This window comes from Mesorhizobium sp. M0601 (assembly GCF_040320845.1).
Classification (GTDB): domain Bacteria; phylum Pseudomonadota; class Alphaproteobacteria; order Rhizobiales; family Rhizobiaceae; genus Mesorhizobium.
Window position 1 is genome coordinate 69935 of record NZ_JAMYQK010000025.1, and the last position, 15950, is coordinate 85884.

The 15950-nt window shown below is 62.6% G+C and carries 20 protein-coding genes and 1 pseudogene; 5 read left to right on the plus strand and 16 right to left on the minus strand.

The genetic code is table 11. The features are described from left to right. The first annotated feature begins 255 nt into the window (after positions 1 to 255). A complete protein-coding gene (locus NKI41_RS21295; RefSeq protein WP_352684997.1) occupies positions 256 to 864 on the plus strand; it encodes a class I SAM-dependent methyltransferase in 609 nt (202 codons plus the stop codon). A gap of 75 nt (positions 865 to 939) precedes the next feature. Here the strand turns inward: NKI41_RS21295 and NKI41_RS21300 are convergent, their stop codons facing one another. The 7 genes from NKI41_RS21300 to NKI41_RS21330 all read right to left on the minus strand — a co-directional run bounded on the left by NKI41_RS21300 (position 940) and on the right by NKI41_RS21330 (position 6525). After that, positions 940 to 1209: a hypothetical protein gene (locus tag NKI41_RS21300; protein WP_352684999.1), complete on the minus strand. Its 270-nt coding sequence runs from the start codon at positions 1207 to 1209 to the stop codon at positions 940 to 942. A gap of 192 nt (positions 1210 to 1401) precedes the next feature. After that, the gene (locus tag NKI41_RS21305) at positions 1402 to 2169 is read right to left on the minus strand and encodes a YbaY family lipoprotein (RefSeq protein ID WP_352685002.1); all 768 of its coding nucleotides are present in this window, start codon (positions 2167 to 2169) and stop codon (positions 1402 to 1404) included. Between the two features lie 65 nt (positions 2170 to 2234). Then, positions 2235 to 2714 carry a molybdenum cofactor biosynthesis protein MoaE gene (locus NKI41_RS21310; protein WP_352685004.1) on the minus strand — a complete coding sequence of 160 codons (480 nt, stop codon included), beginning with the start codon at positions 2712 to 2714 and terminating at the stop codon, positions 2235 to 2237. Positions 2715 to 2717: 3 nt separating this feature from the next. Then, positions 2718 to 2975, minus strand: coding sequence for a molybdopterin converting factor subunit 1 (gene moaD, locus NKI41_RS21315; protein WP_023677674.1), 258 nt, complete (start codon positions 2973 to 2975; stop codon positions 2718 to 2720). A 1-nt stretch (position 2976) separates the two neighbouring features. After that, a complete protein-coding gene (gene pgsA / locus NKI41_RS21320; protein ID WP_352481786.1) occupies positions 2977 to 3573 on the minus strand; it encodes a CDP-diacylglycerol--glycerol-3-phosphate 3-phosphatidyltransferase in 597 nt (198 codons plus the stop codon). A gap of 100 nt (positions 3574 to 3673) precedes the next feature. Continuing rightward, complete coding sequence (uvrC, locus tag NKI41_RS21325) at positions 3674 to 5752, minus strand: excinuclease ABC subunit UvrC (RefSeq protein WP_352685006.1); 2079 nt, start codon at positions 5750 to 5752, stop codon at positions 3674 to 3676. Next, positions 5749 to 6525 carry an SDR family oxidoreductase gene (locus tag NKI41_RS21330; protein WP_352472599.1) on the minus strand — a complete coding sequence of 259 codons (777 nt, stop codon included), beginning with the start codon at positions 6523 to 6525 and terminating at the stop codon, positions 5749 to 5751. Before NKI41_RS21330 ends, uvrC begins: the two co-directional genes overlap by 4 nt. A 419-nt stretch (positions 6526 to 6944) precedes the next feature. Here NKI41_RS21330 and NKI41_RS21335 point away from each other — a divergent pair, with 419 nt between their 5' ends. Next, entirely contained in the window at positions 6945 to 7595 is a 651-nt protein-coding gene (locus NKI41_RS21335) for an outer membrane protein (protein ID WP_292662341.1), read from the plus strand. A gap of 77 nt (positions 7596 to 7672) precedes the next feature. Here NKI41_RS21335 and NKI41_RS21340 read toward each other — a convergent pair whose 3' ends face one another. The 3 genes from NKI41_RS21340 to NKI41_RS21350 form a co-directional block, all read right to left on the minus strand. Then, a complete protein-coding gene (locus tag NKI41_RS21340) occupies positions 7673 to 8269 on the minus strand; it encodes a glutathione S-transferase family protein (RefSeq protein WP_352472598.1) in 597 nt (198 codons plus the stop codon). Positions 8270 to 8755: 486 nt separating this feature from the next. Further along, entirely contained in the window at positions 8756 to 9187 is a 432-nt protein-coding gene (locus NKI41_RS21345) for a hypothetical protein (RefSeq protein WP_352685008.1), read from the minus strand. Positions 9188 to 9681: 494 nt separating this feature from the next. Then, a complete protein-coding gene (locus NKI41_RS21350; RefSeq protein WP_352685010.1) occupies positions 9682 to 10212 on the minus strand; it encodes a DinB family protein in 531 nt (176 codons plus the stop codon). A 62-nt stretch (positions 10213 to 10274) separates the two neighbouring features. Between NKI41_RS21350 and NKI41_RS21355 the strand changes: the two genes are divergently transcribed. Next, positions 10275 to 10910: a TetR/AcrR family transcriptional regulator gene (locus NKI41_RS21355; RefSeq protein ID WP_376704967.1), complete on the plus strand. Its 636-nt coding sequence runs from the start codon at positions 10275 to 10277 to the stop codon at positions 10908 to 10910. A 38-nt stretch (positions 10911 to 10948) separates the two neighbouring features. Here NKI41_RS21355 and NKI41_RS21360 read toward each other — a convergent pair whose 3' ends face one another. Then, positions 10949 to 11701 carry a sulfite exporter TauE/SafE family protein gene (locus NKI41_RS21360; protein ID WP_352685011.1) on the minus strand — a complete coding sequence of 251 codons (753 nt, stop codon included), beginning with the start codon at positions 11699 to 11701 and terminating at the stop codon, positions 10949 to 10951. Between the two features lie 117 nt (positions 11702 to 11818). Between NKI41_RS21360 and NKI41_RS21365 the strand changes: the two genes are divergently transcribed. After that, positions 11819 to 12178 (plus strand): VOC family protein, encoded by a 360-nt coding sequence (locus NKI41_RS21365; RefSeq protein WP_352685013.1) that lies wholly within the window; start codon positions 11819 to 11821, stop codon positions 12176 to 12178. A gap of 36 nt (positions 12179 to 12214) precedes the next feature. Here the strand turns inward: NKI41_RS21365 and NKI41_RS21370 are convergent, their stop codons facing one another. The 4 genes from NKI41_RS21370 to NKI41_RS21385 form a co-directional block, all read right to left on the minus strand. Continuing rightward, a complete protein-coding gene (locus NKI41_RS21370) occupies positions 12215 to 12667 on the minus strand; it encodes a hypothetical protein (protein ID WP_023677684.1) in 453 nt (150 codons plus the stop codon). A gap of 124 nt (positions 12668 to 12791) precedes the next feature. Further along, complete coding sequence (locus tag NKI41_RS21375; protein WP_352541655.1) at positions 12792 to 13640, minus strand: 23S rRNA (adenine(2030)-N(6))-methyltransferase RlmJ; 849 nt, start codon at positions 13638 to 13640, stop codon at positions 12792 to 12794. Next, a complete protein-coding gene (locus NKI41_RS21380) occupies positions 13637 to 14248 on the minus strand; it encodes a hypothetical protein (protein ID WP_023677686.1) in 612 nt (203 codons plus the stop codon). The genes NKI41_RS21375 and NKI41_RS21380 overlap by 4 nt, the downstream gene beginning before the upstream one ends. 4 nt (positions 14249 to 14252) lie before the next feature. Next, the gene (locus NKI41_RS21385) at positions 14253 to 14924 is read right to left on the minus strand and encodes a TetR/AcrR family transcriptional regulator (protein ID WP_352685014.1); all 672 of its coding nucleotides are present in this window, start codon (positions 14922 to 14924) and stop codon (positions 14253 to 14255) included. 85 nt (positions 14925 to 15009) lie between these two features. Between NKI41_RS21385 and NKI41_RS21390 the strand changes: the two genes are divergently transcribed. Next, positions 15010 to 15477 (plus strand): carboxymuconolactone decarboxylase family protein, encoded by a 468-nt coding sequence (locus tag NKI41_RS21390; RefSeq protein ID WP_352685017.1) that lies wholly within the window; start codon positions 15010 to 15012, stop codon positions 15475 to 15477. A gap of 27 nt (positions 15478 to 15504) precedes the next feature. Here NKI41_RS21390 and NKI41_RS21395 read toward each other — a convergent pair. Then, positions 15505 to 15852: pseudogene (locus NKI41_RS21395) on the minus strand (phosphotransferase); the annotation flags it as partial. Between the last annotated feature and the right edge of the window lie 98 nt (positions 15853 to 15950).

Genomic DNA, 15950 nt, shown 5'->3' on the forward strand with positions numbered 1-15950 from the left:
CGGCATCCCGAACCCCATCAAGAAGGCCGGCACAAAGCCGGCCTTTTTTGCTAAAGCGCGTCGCGTTCGACCGGCCTCCTGCGACGGGCTTCAGGTTCTTGTCTTGATGCATGTCGTTATCGCAAAACCGCTGCACAGTTTTGCGCGACATGCAGTGGCGGACATTTTCAGCTTCAGGCTCCTCGACGGGTCACGGGTGCGTTAAGCTCGGAGGGGCGGATCAAACGCGGTCCCGACAATGGAGCCGACCAGGCCATGACCAGCACCATTCCCGGTTTCTTCCAAGGCACCGAAATGCCAACCGGCGGCTGGTGGGAAGCGCTGTGGCCCGAGCCTGCCAGTGTCCTGGCGGCAGTCGGCATGAAGCCCGGCACGGACGTGGTCGATCTCTGCTGCGGCGACGGCTGGTTCACGCTGCCAATCGCCAGGGTCGCCCGTCATGTGATCGCTATCGACATTGATGCCGATCTGCTCGAAGTCGCCAGGCTGCGGCTGGCCGAAGGAGGCGCGAGCAATTGCGAGTTTTTGGCGGGCGACGCCTATGAACTTGCCAGGCTGGTGCCTCAAACCGTCGACTTCGTCTTTATCGCCAACGCTTTCCACGGCGTTCCGGATCGGCCGCGGCTTGCCCGCGCCGTGCGCGCGACGCTTGGCCCTGCCGGTCGTTTTGCCATCGTCAACTGGCACCAGTATCCGCGCGAGCAGACCACGGTCCTGGGCGAGCCGCGCGGGCCAAAGACCGAGCTGAGGCTGTCACCCGAACAGACCACCGCGTCGGTGGAAGCGAGCGGGTTCAAGCTCGCCGAGCTGGTTGATGTGCCGCCCTATCACTATGGCGCGGTATTCAAACTCGCGACGAATTGAGAAATATCGCATGAAATGCGGCATCGTCGCCCGATACATGTCGCCCGCCGCCCCCTAGCGGCGGGTTCTGCCAGTCTATTTCGCCTCGCGTTCCTTCACGTTCGCATGTTCGTTCGCCGCTTCCGTGTCGGTGGACGGGGTCTTGGTCTCTTCACCTGAAAACGGGCTGCCCTGCCCCGGTGCGAGATCGCCGCTATGGCCGGCCTTGTTGGCCTGGAACGGTTGGCTGTCCGCTTTGAGACCGTGGTCAAGAGCATTGACGAGATGGTCGTCCGCCTTGGCAAGGCCGGTAAAGGCAAGGAGCGATGCACCGGTGGCGGCAAGGATAAGCGTGTGCGTTTTCATGTCTGGACTCCTTTGAGTTAAGGCCAGAACGAGCCGCAGCCATTCTGGCGGCTTCAACGAAGGGACAAACGTCCCTTTTGCCTTACCCGCCATTTTATGAAGAACTAACGCGCCCCCTGCCCGGCCTATTCCCGCTGAAACACATCGTGATCGGCATGCGGCTGCCGCAGGCCAATCGGGGCGGACTAAGCGCTAGCTCGCGGCGTTGAAGCGCAGAATGTCGCGGCCGCCGCTGTCAATGATGACAAGCTTGCCGGCGTCGACGTGGTAGGATGTCGCTTTGGCCAGCGCCTCGAACAGCGCCTTTTCCTCGGCCATAACCTGAGGCGCACAGGCCTTGAAGGTCGAGCCGATGTCGCTGATGGCGATCGTCGAGCCGTCTACCTTGGCGGTGGCGAAATAGACGTTGCAAGGGCCTTTGCCGCCGGCCTTGCCGGCTTCGCTGATCCGGAATGTCGCCCGCGGCTCGGCAATCACGCCGACACCGTCGATATATTCGACCAGCCAGCTTTGGCCGAACACCGAGGCTGCCGCCGGCGCATCGCTCGGCGCCGCCATTTTCAGCATGATGGTCTGTGGCGCGTCGCTGAGCGGGTCGACCTGGTGGCGCGCATCTGTGACGAACAGCAGCCGGTCGTCGACAGTGATGCGCGCCTGCAGCGCGTAGGTCATATCAGGCCGGATCACCTGCGGATCGAAGCTGATCTCGAACTTGATCGGCACCTGGCCGGCCGGCACCACCTTGCGCTCACCGATGATTGCGGCCGGCGCGTCGGCCAGCGACACGTCGGCAAGCTGCACGGAAAGCACGGCATTGGGCGGCAGCGCGATGCGCTCGCGATACATCACCTCGCCCTTGAGGGTCTTTTCGGCAGCCGCGGAACGATCCGGGACGGCCAGGATGCCGACGGCCAGCGGCACCAGTCCGAAGATGAAGAACTCGGCGATCCTGTCCAGCATGATCCTGCTCCCCTTCCGGCAAAGGGTTTCGCAGGATTACGGTCAATGAATGGCTGTCGCGGGATTTATTCGGACGGCGGCTGCTTCCAGCGGCTCGCCGCCTTGTCGTCGGCATCCTTGGCGTCGACCCAGCCGCCCTCGGAACCGTCGCTATGGTGTTCCTTTTTCCAGAACGGCGCCCGTGATTTCAAATAGTCCATCAGGAAATTCGCGGCCTCGAACGCCGCCTGCCGGTGGGCGGAAGCCGCCACTACCAGCACGATGTTTTCGCCGGGCGCGATCTTGCCGTGGCGATGGATCGCGGTGAGCCCCTGCAGCGGCCAGCGCTCGATTGCCTCGCCGGCGATGCGGGATATCTCGGCTTCCGCCATGCCGGGATAATGTTCGAGCTCGAGCGCCGAGAGCCTGCCTTGCTCGTCGCGGCAAAGGCCGGAGAAGGTCACCACAGCGCCGATGTCCTTGCGACCCCTGGTCAGCCTGGCGATCTCGGCGGCGACGTCGAAATCCTCAGCCTGGATGCGCACGACGGGCACCACCGCGGACATGGTTCAGCCACCGGTCATCGGCGGGAACAGCGCGATCTCGCGCGCGCCGGCAATTTTCTCGCGGTGCTCGACATGTTCCTGGTTGATGGCGACGCGGATCACGTCAGGATATTGCAGCGCGTTCTCGTACTCCTCGCCGCGCGATTTCAGCCAGCGCAGCAGGTCGGCGACCGTTTCGATGCCGGCCGGCAGTTCGACCTCTTCCTCCGGTCTGCCGATCCGCTCGCGCACCCAGGCGAAATAGATGAGCTTCGTCGACATTCTATTCATCCATGATGTGCTTGAGGCCCGCGCGGAAATAGTCGTAGCCGGTGTAGAGCGTCACCAGGGCTGCGATCCACAGCAGCACCAGCCCGGTCTGCGTGGTCAGCGGGAAGATCTTGTCGCCGGCGGGACCTGCAAGCAGGAAGGCGATGGCGATCATCTGGATGGTGGTCTTCCATTTGGCGAGCTGCGTCACCGGCACCGAGACCTTCAAGGCCGCCAGATATTCGCGCAGGCCCGAGACCAGGATCTCGCGGCACAGGATGATGATCGCCGCCCACAGCGACCAGCCGGCGATGCCGGCATGGCGATCGGTGTCGGCGGCGAGCAGCAGCAGGCATGTGGCGACGAGCAGCTTGTCGGCGATCGGGTCGAGCATCTTGCCGATGTTGGAGGTCTGCTGCCAGGCGCGCGCCAGATAGCCGTCGAAGTAATCGGTGATCGAGGCGAGCAGGAAAATGATGAGCGCCGACCAGCGCGCGAAGTCGCTCGATTTCAGATGCCCTTCCAGGAAGAAGCACAGCACCACCAGCGGCACCGCCAGGATGCGGGCATAGGTGAGCATGTTGGGCAGGTTGAATGCGCGCTGAGCCATGTTTTGGGAACTCTTTCTGCCTGCTTAGTCAAATCAGAAGCGAATGTGGGGGGTCAACAGGCCAGAATCGATTAGCCAGCCGAAATGTCGGCAATACGTCTTAGCTCTCGTGAAAATGATTGTAGACCAATTTCGCCACCTGCTCGGAAATGCCGTCGACCTTGACCAGGTCCTCGACGGCGGCACGGCTGACCGCCTTGGCCGTGCCGAAATGCATCAGCAGCGCGCGCTTGCGGCCGGGTCCGATGCCGCTGATCTCGTCGAGCGGGCTCTTGACCATCTCCTTCTTGCGGCGGGCGCGGTGCGAACCGATGGCGAAGCGATGGACCTCGTCGCGCAGCCGCTGCACGAAATAGAGCACCGGATCGCGAACGGGCAGCGAGAATGGGGCCTTGCCCTTGACGAAGAAGCGTTCGCGGCCGGCATCGCGGTCCTGACCCTTGGCGATGCCGATGGCCACGACGCGGTCCTCGATGCCGAGATCGGCGAGGATCTCGCGCACCGCCGTCATCTGGCCCTGGCCGCCGTCGATGAGGATGACGTCGGGCCAGGCGGGGAAGCCGCCCGCGTCCTCGATATCGTCGCCCGGTTCGGTAGGGCTCGCCTCGCCCGCGCCCTCGGTTTGCGGGGCGTCGCCATGTTCCTTCAACAGCCGCGAAAAGCGCCGCTGCATCACCTCGCGCATCATGCCGAAATCGTCGCCTGGCGTGATCTCGGTCGAGCGGATGTTGAACTTTCGATACTGGTTCTTCACAAAACCTTCCGGCCCGGCGACGACCATAGCGCCGACGGCATTGGTGCCCATGATATGCGAGTTGTCATAGACCTCGATGCGCACCGGCGGTTTTTCCAGGCCGAAGGTCTCGGCAAAGCCAGTGAGCAGCCGCGCCTGGGTCGAAGTTTCGGCGAGCCGCCGGCCGAGCGCCTCGCGCGCGTTCTGCAGCGCGTTGTCGGTCAGGTCCTTCTTCTCGCCGCGCTGCGGCACGGAGATCGACACCTTGCGGCCGGCGCGGGTGGAGAGGGCCTCCGCCAGCAATTCCTGGTCCTCGACGCCATGCGACAACAGGATGGTGCGCGGCGTCGGCTTGTCGTCGTAGAACTGCGCCAGGAACGATCCCAGCACCTCGCCGGCTTCGAGCGCCGGATCGGCCTTGGGAAAATAGGCGCGGTTGCCCCAGTTCTGGCCGGTGCGGAAGAAGAACACCTGGATGCAGACCTGGCCGCCCTCCTGATGGATGGCGAAGACATCGGCCTCATCGACGGTCTGCGGATTGATGCCTTGATGGCTCTGCACATGCGACAGCGCCGCCAGCCGATCGCGATAGATGGCGGCGCGTTCGAAATCGAGGTTCTCCGAAGCCTGCTGCATGGCGGCGGAGATCTCCGTCTTCACCTTCTGGCTGCGGCCGGAGAGAAAATCCCTCGCCTCGGCGACAAGCCTTGCATAGTCGCCGTGCGAGATTTCGCCGGTGCACGGGCCGGCGCAGCGCTTGATCTGGAACAAAAGGCAAGGCCGGGTGCGGTTCTCGTAGAAGGAGTCGGTGCAGCTCCTGAGCAGGAAGGCGCGCTGCAGCGAGTTGATGGTACGGCCAACCGCGCCGGCCGAGGCGAAGGGGCCGAAATAGTCGCCCTTGCGCGAGCGCGCGCCGCGGTGCTTGTAAATACCGGGCGAGACATGGTCGCCGGTCAACAGGATATAGGGGAACGACTTGTCGTCGCGCATCAGCACGTTGAAGCGTGGCCGCAAGCGCTTGATGAGGTTGGCTTCAAGCAGCAGCGCTTCGATCTCGGTGCGGGTGACGACGAACTCCATGGTCGATGTCTCGCGCACCATGCGGCCGATACGGCTGGTGTGGAACCGGCCTTGCGCGTAGCTGGTGACCCGCTTCTTCAGGCTGCGTGCCTTGCCGACATAGAGCACGTCGCCGGCGGCATTCATCATGCGGTAGACGCCGGGCGCATTGGGCAGCCGCTTTACCAGCGTCTGGATCACCTCGGCGCCGACCATGCCGTCGGCGTCGCCGGCATGCGGGGTCCAGTCGATGGCGGTGAAGGTAACGTCCGGACCGCTGGCTGCAGGCTCGACGACTTCCTCGGCCGCCTCGTCCTCGAGGTCGATTTCGGGCGGCAGGTCGTCGGCGCCACCGCGCGTTTTTTGTTTCTGGTCCATGGGGCTCATTCCGTCATGCCTGTCACATCGGGCGTCTGCCATGCAAGATGCTGGCCGCCGTCAAGCGCGATCATCTGGCCGGTGACCGAGCGTGCCGCCCAGAGATAACGGATAGTGGCACCGAATTCCGGCAATTCCGGGCCGCGTTTCAGGATCAGCCCGGCAATCTGGGCATCGAAATCGCTGTCGTGCTGGCGCGTGTTCTTCAAGGTCGGGCCAGGACCAATGGCGTTGACACGGATGCGGGGACCCAGCGCCTGCGCCATCATCTCGGTCGCCGCCCACAAGGTCGACTTCGACAGCGCATAGGAGAAATAACGCGGCGTCGGTCGCCAGACGCGCTGATCGATCATGTTGACGATCAGCCCCTCACTGTTCTGCGGCAAGGCCCGGGCGAAAGTCTGTGCCAACAGCGCCGGCGCCTTGACATGCATGGCGAAATGGCGATCCCAGGCCGGCCAGTCGAAATCCTCAACGCTGTCGTGCTCGAACAGCGAGGCGTTGTTGACCAGCAGCGACACCGGCCCGAGCGCCGCCGCCGCGCGACCGACCAGGTTGCTGACGGCGTCCATCTCGGTCAGGTCGGCAGCAATCACTGCGGCCCGGCCATGTCGACCAAAATGACCACTGTTGATTTCGGCCGCCAGTGCCTCCGCCTCGGCCAGCGAGCGATTGCAGTGAATGGCGACGGCAAAACCATGCGCGGCAAGATCTTCGACGATCGCCCTGCCGATCCGTTTCGCACCGCCCGTCACCAGTGCCGTCGCGGCGACCTTGCTCATCTGTCAATCCTTAATCCGATGCCGATTCCGGCCTGCCGGGATCGCGCCGGCAAATTATGGCCCGCCAAGCGTTAAATCCCATTTCCACCTGGGGCAGGATTGTGGCAAAGTGCCCGGTGGGCGTTTTGGCTCGACCGGAATTCGGGCCAGCCCGCCCGCAATATAGGGCTCTGGAGCCCTTACACCAAGCCGTGTGCAGTGCAGCACGGCGAACCTGCTGACATTCGCTGTTGCGAAGATGCAACGTCAAGGTTCTGCCTCATTCGTGCCAGGGAATGACCCAAGTTCAGGTTCGCTTCAGCCGCATTTCGACACGACATTTGGAACCGTTGAACGCCGGATCCGTTTCATCCCCCGGACGGGTTGAGGGCGCTCATAAACAACAAGCCTGTGTCCTGTGGCTTAAGGAGTAAAGAACAATGCAAGCCAATCTTAAATTTGCGCGACCGCTCGCGGTGGCGTTTGGGCTGTTCGCCCTCGGCGGAACCGCCTATGCCGCGGACGTGGTTCAGGAAGAGCCGCCGGCACCTGCCCCGATCGCAGAACTTCCGGTCGCATCCTGGGCCGGTCCCTATGCCGGTGTGAGCGTCGGCTACGGCTTCGCTGGCCACGCCAAAGCCAAAGACATTGGCGTCGACGTCGACACCAAGGGTTTTGTCGGCGGCGTCTTCGGCGGCTATAACTGGCAGCAGGAGAACTTCGTCTACGGTGCCGAAGCCGATATCGGCTACAACGGCGTCAAGGGCGACGATGCCGGCATCGAGGCCAAGGGTGGCTTCGAGGGCTCGCTGCGTGCCCGCCTCGGCTACGCTGTCACCCCGGACATCCTGCTCTACGGCACCGCCGGTGGCGCGCTGAAGAACCAGAAGATTGAAGCTGCCGGCGTAAGCGACACCAACACGCAGTTTGGCTGGACAGCCGGCGTCGGTACCGACATCAAGATCACCGACAATGTGTTCGGCCGTGTCGAGTATCGTTACACGGACTTCGGCAGGAAGGACTTCGACGGTATCGGCAAGGTCAAGTCGACCGACAATCGCGTCACTTTCGGCGTCGGTATGAAGTTCTAAGTCGTCCAAGCCACGACACGAAAAAGCCGGGCCTCGCGCCCGGCTTTTTTTGTGGCACCGGTTGGGGCCGCCCGCCCTCAAGCCGGGATGGCGGGCTTCAGCTCCGGGAATTTCTCGTCGAAGCGTGCCGCCCAGCGCGTCAGCCGGCCGCGGCCCTTTTCCCATTTTCCAGCGAAGCGCAGCGAGAGATAGCCGAGGCAGGCGCGCAATGCGATCTGGCCGAGGGTGATTTTCTTCGGCAGCTTCGGCGGGTTTGCGTTGAGCAGATCGAGCGCGTCCGAAATCTTCGTCCACTGGCGCTCGAGCCAAGGCTGGTAGACCATCTCTTCCGGCCGTGTGCGCCGCTCGTAGACCATCGACAGCGCGCAGTCGCAGATGCCGTCGGCCAATGCCTCCAGCACCTCCGCCTCGAGGCGCTTGTCGGGATTGCGCGGAAACAATGCGTTCTTCGACATCCGGTTGAGATGCTGGGTGATGGCGCGGCTGTCATGGACCGAGCGGCCGTCGTCGAGCACCAGCACCGGGATCTTGCCGAGCGGATTGGCGCCGATCAGCGCGGCCGGTCTTTCCTCGGTCTTTATCGGCACGAGATCGACGGCGATGCCGGCATGTAGTGCTGCCATGCGCACCTTGGAACTGTAGGGAGAAGTAGACGCGTAGAGCAGTCTGGGCATTGTCGATTCCTGTTTGCCGGCTACAGCTCCATATGCCTCATTGGACGCGCAAAGGATGCGGTAGCATTGTGACTTCGCGCATGACCCTCACCGAAAATCGATTCCGACAGGGGCTCGTGCATGGGCACTGTTGACCGATCATGCAGGGTTCATCAACGGCCAGAGGCGGAAAACCCCGCCGCCAGCGTACAACCATTGTCTCGCGTTCGGATGCGATGAATCGGAGGTGCGTCGGCAGACGCGAGCACGTCGGACAATCCAGATCCGAGCAACTACCAACTAGGCCTTGCACCGAAGGTTTGGTTTTGGCAGCCACAAAAATCCCACCGGACTTCGCCGCACGGCGAAGTCCTGGGAGCTGCGAAAAGATGTCTTCCTCCCGCCTCTTTCTCGTCCTGCCCGACCGTCAGCCAGCAAGCGAGGCGCCTATTAGGCATCCCGCCATGGCTGTCTTGAGTACTGTCCCCGGCGATCGGAGAACGGCGACTACTTCTTGGCCTTCGCCTTTGCGGGCGCTGCCTTCGGCTTGGCCGCGGGCGCTGCTTTCTTCACTGCTGCGGAAGATTTCGCAGCGGCGGCCTTTGCCGGTGCTGCCTTCTTCGCAGCGGGCTTCGCCACGGCCTTTGCAGCCGGCTTCTTGGCCGGTGCAGCCTTGGCCTTGGCCGGTGCTGCTTTTGCCTTGGCAGGTGCTGCTTTCTTCACGGCCGGTTTTGCCGCGGCCTTGGCGGCCGGCTTTTTGGCCGGCGCTGCTTTTGCCTTAGGCGCGGCGGCTTTCGCTTTGGCAGCGGGTGCTGCTTTCTTCACAGCAGTTGCGGCCTTTGCCGCGGCTGCTTTTGCCGGTGCTTTCTTTGCCGGTGACTTTGCCGGTGACTTTGCCGGTGCCTTGGATGCCGGCGCTTTGGATGACTGCTTAGCCATATCATGCCCCTTCCGTTGTGCCGACGGCCGTTATTGACCCGGCGCGCATTGCATATCTGACTCGCGGCTTGCTAGCCAGCGAAGCATTAGAATGATTTTTGCAGCTTAAGTTTCGGTTACGGCGAGCGCGCGACCATTTTACCCGCGCAAAAACCGGCTGCGAATCTTTGTGTCCCGCAGCGAAGTTCTGCGACAGAAATTCTGCTCGCTCTATCTCGACCGGTCTTCTCGTCAAGCTCAGGACCTTTTCGACCAGCTTTGCGCTTCAACGTCCGACGCTCAGCGCGAACATTGTCAAGAGCGAAGGCGGTCGCCCGCCTCGTCTTGTTCGCAACGATAAACTACAGGTAAGTAGGAAGCAACGCGACGAGCACGCCGCTGCACTATCTTGCACGACGCGATGAAAGTAAGCAGACAGCTCGCATTTCTGAAGGACAGGATATCGTTCGATAGATCCGGTCGAGCCGACCGCGTGATCGAATGCGCTCGGCCGTTCAGGCGCCGAGCGGCTCACGGCTCATCTGCAGCCGGCGCGAAGGCTCGGCCCTGTGGAGATGGACGGCGAAGGTATCCCATGGCGGCATGACCGAAATCTGCGCCAGGATGCGCCCCGCTTCACCGCGATGATAGCCGCCGTGGAGTACGACGTGGGTCAGCATTTCCTGTCGCGACATCAATGCTTTATCCCCGTCGGTGAACACGAATGCGACGGGCTCGGACAGCTGCCGCGACGAAACGGTTTCGAGATAATCGAGATACCAGCGATCGGTCGCTGCGACCGCGGCTCGAAGTTCGTCGAACGCCGGCGTGTCCTCGGTGGTGTCGGCGGAGTAGCCATGGCTTGCATCAACCAGGTGCGCCGAGAATATCCGCGACACCACATGGCTGTGATCGATGAGCCCTATCACGGCCTGCCGTTCCTTGCCGTGAACATGCGGGTCGAGACTCGCGAGCTTTTCCAGCAGTTCGTCATTGGCCCAGGCCTGATAGGCAAACAGGCTGCGAAGCAGAGCGAGCGCATTCATGGTCGGTGTCCTTTTCCGGAAATGCGAGTATGTTGTTTATATTTTCAGGAGAATGGGCGAACGTGTCTACTCGCATTGCAAAACCGCATCCGCGCATGCGCAAACAGCCGCGCCAGGCGCGTTCCAGGGCAACCGTCGAGGCGATCATCGAGGCGGCGGCTCATGTTCTGAGCGGGCTGGGCTGGGCCGGCTTCACCACCAACAAGGTTGCCGAGACAGCAGGTGTAAGCATCGGCACGCTCTACCAGTACTTTCCCGACAAGCTTTCCCTGCTCGCTGCCGTCCGGCGCCGTCACTTCGATCATGTGCTGTCGGTCATTCGCGATTCGGCGGAAGACCAAAAGCCGCTAAGGAAATTCGCGCAGGAGCTGGTGCGCGGCATGATCGCGGCGCACAGCATTCACCCGACACTACATCAGGTGCTGCTCGACGAGGCGCCGGGCGATCGCGGCTCCAGGGCCGCCCATGCTTCGTTCCAGGCACAATACCTCAATCACTATGCGACTGCTGTCGCCACTTATCGCAAGCCAAGGAAAGGCGCCGACACGGAGACCGTGGCGCGCGTGCTGTCGTCAGCGATCGAAGGTGTGATCCACAACGCGGCACGCCGGAACATGCTCGCCGCGCCGGAGCTGCAAAAGCAACTCGTCGAACTGATCTGCGCCTACCTATCGGGAGCAGGCCGCATCGGTCGATAGCGCATGGCACGGCGGAAGTCGGGATTTCTGTGTGTCGTTCAAACCCGGCTTATGAGGCGCGGCAAGGACGATGCCAACAATGCCGCACCTGATGCGGCCAAGAGTGTGAGGACGATCTTTCGAAAAGTCGCCTCGCTAACGCCGATGTAGAGTCTCGCGCCAAGGAGTGTCGGTATCAACATCGCCGGCGCGACGAGGGCAAACATCGGCAGCATTTCGAGCTTGATCTTTCCGGCCGCAAGATAGGCAGCCATCGTCATGGAGAGGGTCACAAGGTTGAAATTCTGGATGACAATACGCTGCCTGTCCTTTTCCCATTGGCGCAGCACGCACCACAGCGTTGGAACCGGGCCGGTGAAGCCGCCAAGTCCACCCATGATGCCGCCAACCAGACCTATTGCACCGTCTGCAACAGGACCCCCGACCGTGATGGGAGGGAGGCGAGGCGCAAAGAGCATCAACGGACACCAAACGACCAGCAGCGCTCCGAAGACCAACTTGAACAACTGCACATCCAGCAAAGGCAGGATGGCGACACCGACCGGAATCCCGATGATCCCGCCGATCAGGAATGGCAGCAGAAGCTTGAGGTCGAAGCCCCGGCGGACGGTGACGGCGGCGATGATCTGGCCGGTGAACGCCCCAAAGACTGCCATGGCGGCAGCAAGCTGGGGCTCCACGGTCCAAACCCAAATCGACATGGCAACCAGGCTGAAAGCGAACCCGGAAAGCCCCTGGACGAAGCCTGCAACGACCGCGCCGAGAGCAACAGTATAAACAAGCGAATCCATGTGGTGCTGTTTCCCCCGCAAAATGATCGATGTGGTCGGTTGGCGTTGACATGCATGGAAGTCTCCGATTTTCGCAACCTCGTCCGACCTTGGACCCTCAACACCAGAGAGGTATGAATGTCCACCTTGCCGAGCTTGGCATTTGTCACATGGTTTTCGGCTGATCCCAGATCAGCCGCGGCTTTCTACGCGAATTTTGGAATTGTCTTCAGGCAAGAGCAGCATGGCTCCGGTCCGATACATTTCGCGTTCCAAGGTGAAGGGCTTGCGATCGAACTCTACCCGGCAGAAGCAACGACGCCGGAAGGAGCGGGAACGATGATCGGCTTCGAAGTCGCCAACGCAGATGAAGCTGCTTCTGCCGCCAAGGCCAACGGCTTTGGAATCATTGCGGACGTCAAGGCGACGGCTATGGGCCGACGTGTGATCGTCCGTGATCCTGATGGCCGTCAGGTGTTCCTTTTCTCGACCACCTAAGTGACGCAACAATCCGTCGGGATCGGAAAGCGCTGGTCAGCGCAGGACGCGGCAGCGGCCGTTGTAGACCATCCAGCGGTCGAAGCCCGAGACGCAGAATTCGACATTGTCGCCGATCGAGGCAAAGCCCTGGCCTTCTTCGATCAGGTACCAGATGGTGCGAGCGCCGCCGTCGGAGAGGCTGACGGTGGCGCCGCAATAACGGCGGCCGATCGGCCAGGTGTCGTCGGCCGGCAGATAGCGATGCTGGTGGATGCGCTGGAAGTCGACGATCTGCACATCCGGCAGATGCGGCACGTGATGCACCTGATAGGAGAAGCGGTCGGTGATCTTGTTCAGCACCCAGGCCTCGCCGCAGACGCCGCTATCCTCGTCGGTATAGATTGCAAGGTCGGCCGCCTGGACTGCCTGGGTGACGCCAAGAGGCGCGGCCAGCGGCGTGCAAAAGGCGAGCAGTGCGGCAAGGGCGGATTGGGCGAAGCGAGTCATGGCAGCCTCTCAAGGTCGACTGCGCGCACTGTGCGGATTCGCTGACGCGCGGTCAAGCGGTTGTAGCGACCGTGGTTGTGGTGACGATGGTTGCGCTGACGGAACGGCAGGGCCACGCCTCAAACTACTCTCCCGCCAGCCAGTCCAGCGTCCAGTGCGACGGCTGCTCAAGTGCAAGCAGCCGGTGCAGCGCCGGCAGCAGCGTCCGTAACTCACCCTCCAGCGTGAAGGGCGGATTGACCACCACCATGCCGCAGCCGTCGAGGCTCGGCTCGACGGCGTCCGGCCTGATCTCAAAACCGATGTCGAGCAGCTTCGAAATGCCCGTCTGCTTCAGCGCCTTGCGGAAGGCGGCGACCGCCCTGCGGTCCTTGAGCGGATACCACAGCGCGTAAATCCCTCCTGGCCAGCGCCGATGGGCTCTTTGCAGCCCGTCGACCAAGCGACCGAATTCGCCCTCTTCCTCGAAAGGCGGATCGATGAGCACGAGGCCGCGCTTTTCCTTTGGCGGCAGATGCGCGCCGAGCGCCAGCCACCCGTCGAGCTCGATCACCCGGGTCTGGAAGTCACCGTCGAACAGCGACTTCAGCCTGGCGGCATCCTTAGGATGCAGCTCGACCGCCGACAGCCGGTCCTGCTTGCGCATCAGGTGCCGGGCGATCAGCGGCGAACCCGGGTATTTTTTCACGCCGCCGTCCGGATTGAGCGAGCGGACGGCTTCAAGATACGGCGCCAGCAGTGCTGCCGCCGGCGCATCGAGGGCCGCATCGACGAGCCGGCCGATGCCGCCTTGCCATTCGCCGGTCTTTTGCGCTTCGGTCGAGGACAGATCGTAACGGCCGATCCCGGCATGGGTGTCGATGACCCGAAACGCCTTGTCCTTCTGTTTCAGATATTCGATCAGCCGGCTGAGCACGACATGCTTGACGACGTCGGCGAAGTTCCCGGCATGGTAGGCATGACGATAGTTCAATTGGAGCCCCTGCCCCAGCGCGGCGGTGGCGGCTGCGAGTTCGGATTTTCCGGCCGACGGCCGCCGAAACGGAATGCCAGCACCAGCCCGACCAGGCCCGCCGCCATCAGGGAAAAACCAACCGGGCGCGCCCGGCGGTCGACCTCGCCGGCCCCCGAGCGCAGGACGAGATCGACGGCCCGCATCGGAATGCCTTCGGCGTCGCCCGGACCGACGGTGAAGATGTAGGAACCAGGGGTAACGGTCGGGATCAGGCCAGCCTCGTCGCGAAAGATCCTGTCCGGCAGTTGCGGGCTGACCTGGCGCGGATTGTCGGAGTGATTGAACTGCAGCGTCGAGGCGAGCACCGTCCTGCCGCCGGTGGCGGCAGTGAGGGTCAACACAGTGCGCTGCTGCGAGACGATGCGCTCGGCTCTTGCCGTAAGGTCGACCAGCACGCGTAGCGGCCCGTCGCGTGCGCTCAGGGGCACGGTCACCGGCTTGAACCGGCCCTGGTCGTAAACTCGCCAGGTGCCGATCTCACGGCCGGAGAAATTGGTCATCGCCCAGGGATAGACGACGCCGATGCCGGTGCCGATGAGCAGTATCAGGGCGAACAGGGAGCGCATGACATCAAGACCCGGTGTTCGGCGCGCTGGCGCGGTCGCGGGCGTTCTCCATTTCGTCCAGGAGCATGTCAAGGCCAAGATCAAACGTCCGGTCGAATTCGGCGGTGCCGAAATAACGCCCGGCCGCAGCTATTTTTGGAAAATCCTGCGCCAGTTGCTCGTCGCTGACGATGGTCACGGCCGAAGGCCCCTTTGCATAGCCGGCAGTCTCGTCGAGGATGGCACCCATCAGATAATAGCCAGTGGTGCGGAACAGCCGCGCACTCAGTTCCGGTCCGAAGCCGCCGGCCTCGAACAGGCCAAGGATGCCGTTCAGCCAAGTGAGACACGTCGGCGAATTCATCCGGTAGGTTACAAGGAACGTGGCAAAGGCCGGGTGCTCACGCGCGACGCGGCGGAAATCCTGCACGGCAATGCGTAACCTTTGTCGCCAAGGGAGGTCCGCGTCGGGCATTTCGAGGGAGCCGATCAGCCGATCCACCAAGGCTTCGAAGAGATGCGCCACCGAAGGAAAGTGGTGATAGATGCTCATGGCTTCGCAGCCGAGTTCTGCCGCCAGCTTGCGCATCGAAAACCCGGCGAGGCCCTCGCTCTCGATCACCTTCAAAGCGGCATCCTCGATCATCTCGCGAGACAGCCGGCCGCGCGGTCGCTTTTTTTTGATCGATGTGTCCATGGTGCCGCTTGACAACTTACGATGTAAGGTTCATTTTCGACGGTACCTTACACCGTAAGGCCAACAAACGCCAGAGGAGAATGTCATGTCTGCCTATCGTACTCTTTCATCAACGCATTCTTCCATCCGCCGCGCCTGCCTGCTCGCCGCCACCTGTGTGCTGACCCTGGCTGCAGCTCCTTCTTATGCCGATGAGTATGACGCGACCGTCAAGGACATCCAGTCGACCATGGGCGGCGTACCGAGTTTCGTAATGCAGTTCCCGAAAGTCGGTCTGCCTGGTGCATGGGCCGAGGTCAAGGCCATCCAGCTCAGCGACAAGACGGCGCTGCCGCCGAAGGTCAAGTCGCTGATCTCGCTGGCAGTAGCGGCGCAAATCCCGTGCAACTACTGTATCTGGTCGGACACGCAGGACGCCAAGCGCGCCGGCGCCACCGACGAGGAGATCCAGGAGGCGGTCGCCGTTTCAGCGCTGACCCGCCATTGGAGCACCATCTTCAACGGCATGCAGGTCGATTTCGATACGTTCAGGAAGGAGATGGGCGGGCAGTAATGCTTTCGTTATTCGAGCGGGACGCGTTCAGACTGAATTAGCCTTCCCGCTTCGACTGTTTGTGTGATCCGCCAGCACCTCATCGATGACCCGCCACGATTTTTCCGCCTCGCGCTGGTTGCCGTCATGTCCCGAAGCGACGATCAGCGCCTTCCACAACGCCCAGCCCCGTGCGCGCGCCCAGCTGTGCTCGTCAAGGGCAATGGCGTCGCGGAACGCCTGACGGCTCTCGCCGTAAAATTCCGTCCACGCGATCACCAGATCACAGGCAGGATCGCCGATAGCCGAACTACCGAAATCGACGACCGCGTAGAGCTTGCCATCTTCGACGAGCAGATTGCCCGAGGCGACGTCGCCATGGACCCAGACCGGCGGGCCGGGGCCACGCGAGGCCACGGGCGGCGCCCCCCCCCCCCCCGCGGCGGGCCGGGTGGTGGGGCCCCCCCCCGCCCCCCCCGCCCGGGGGGGGGCGG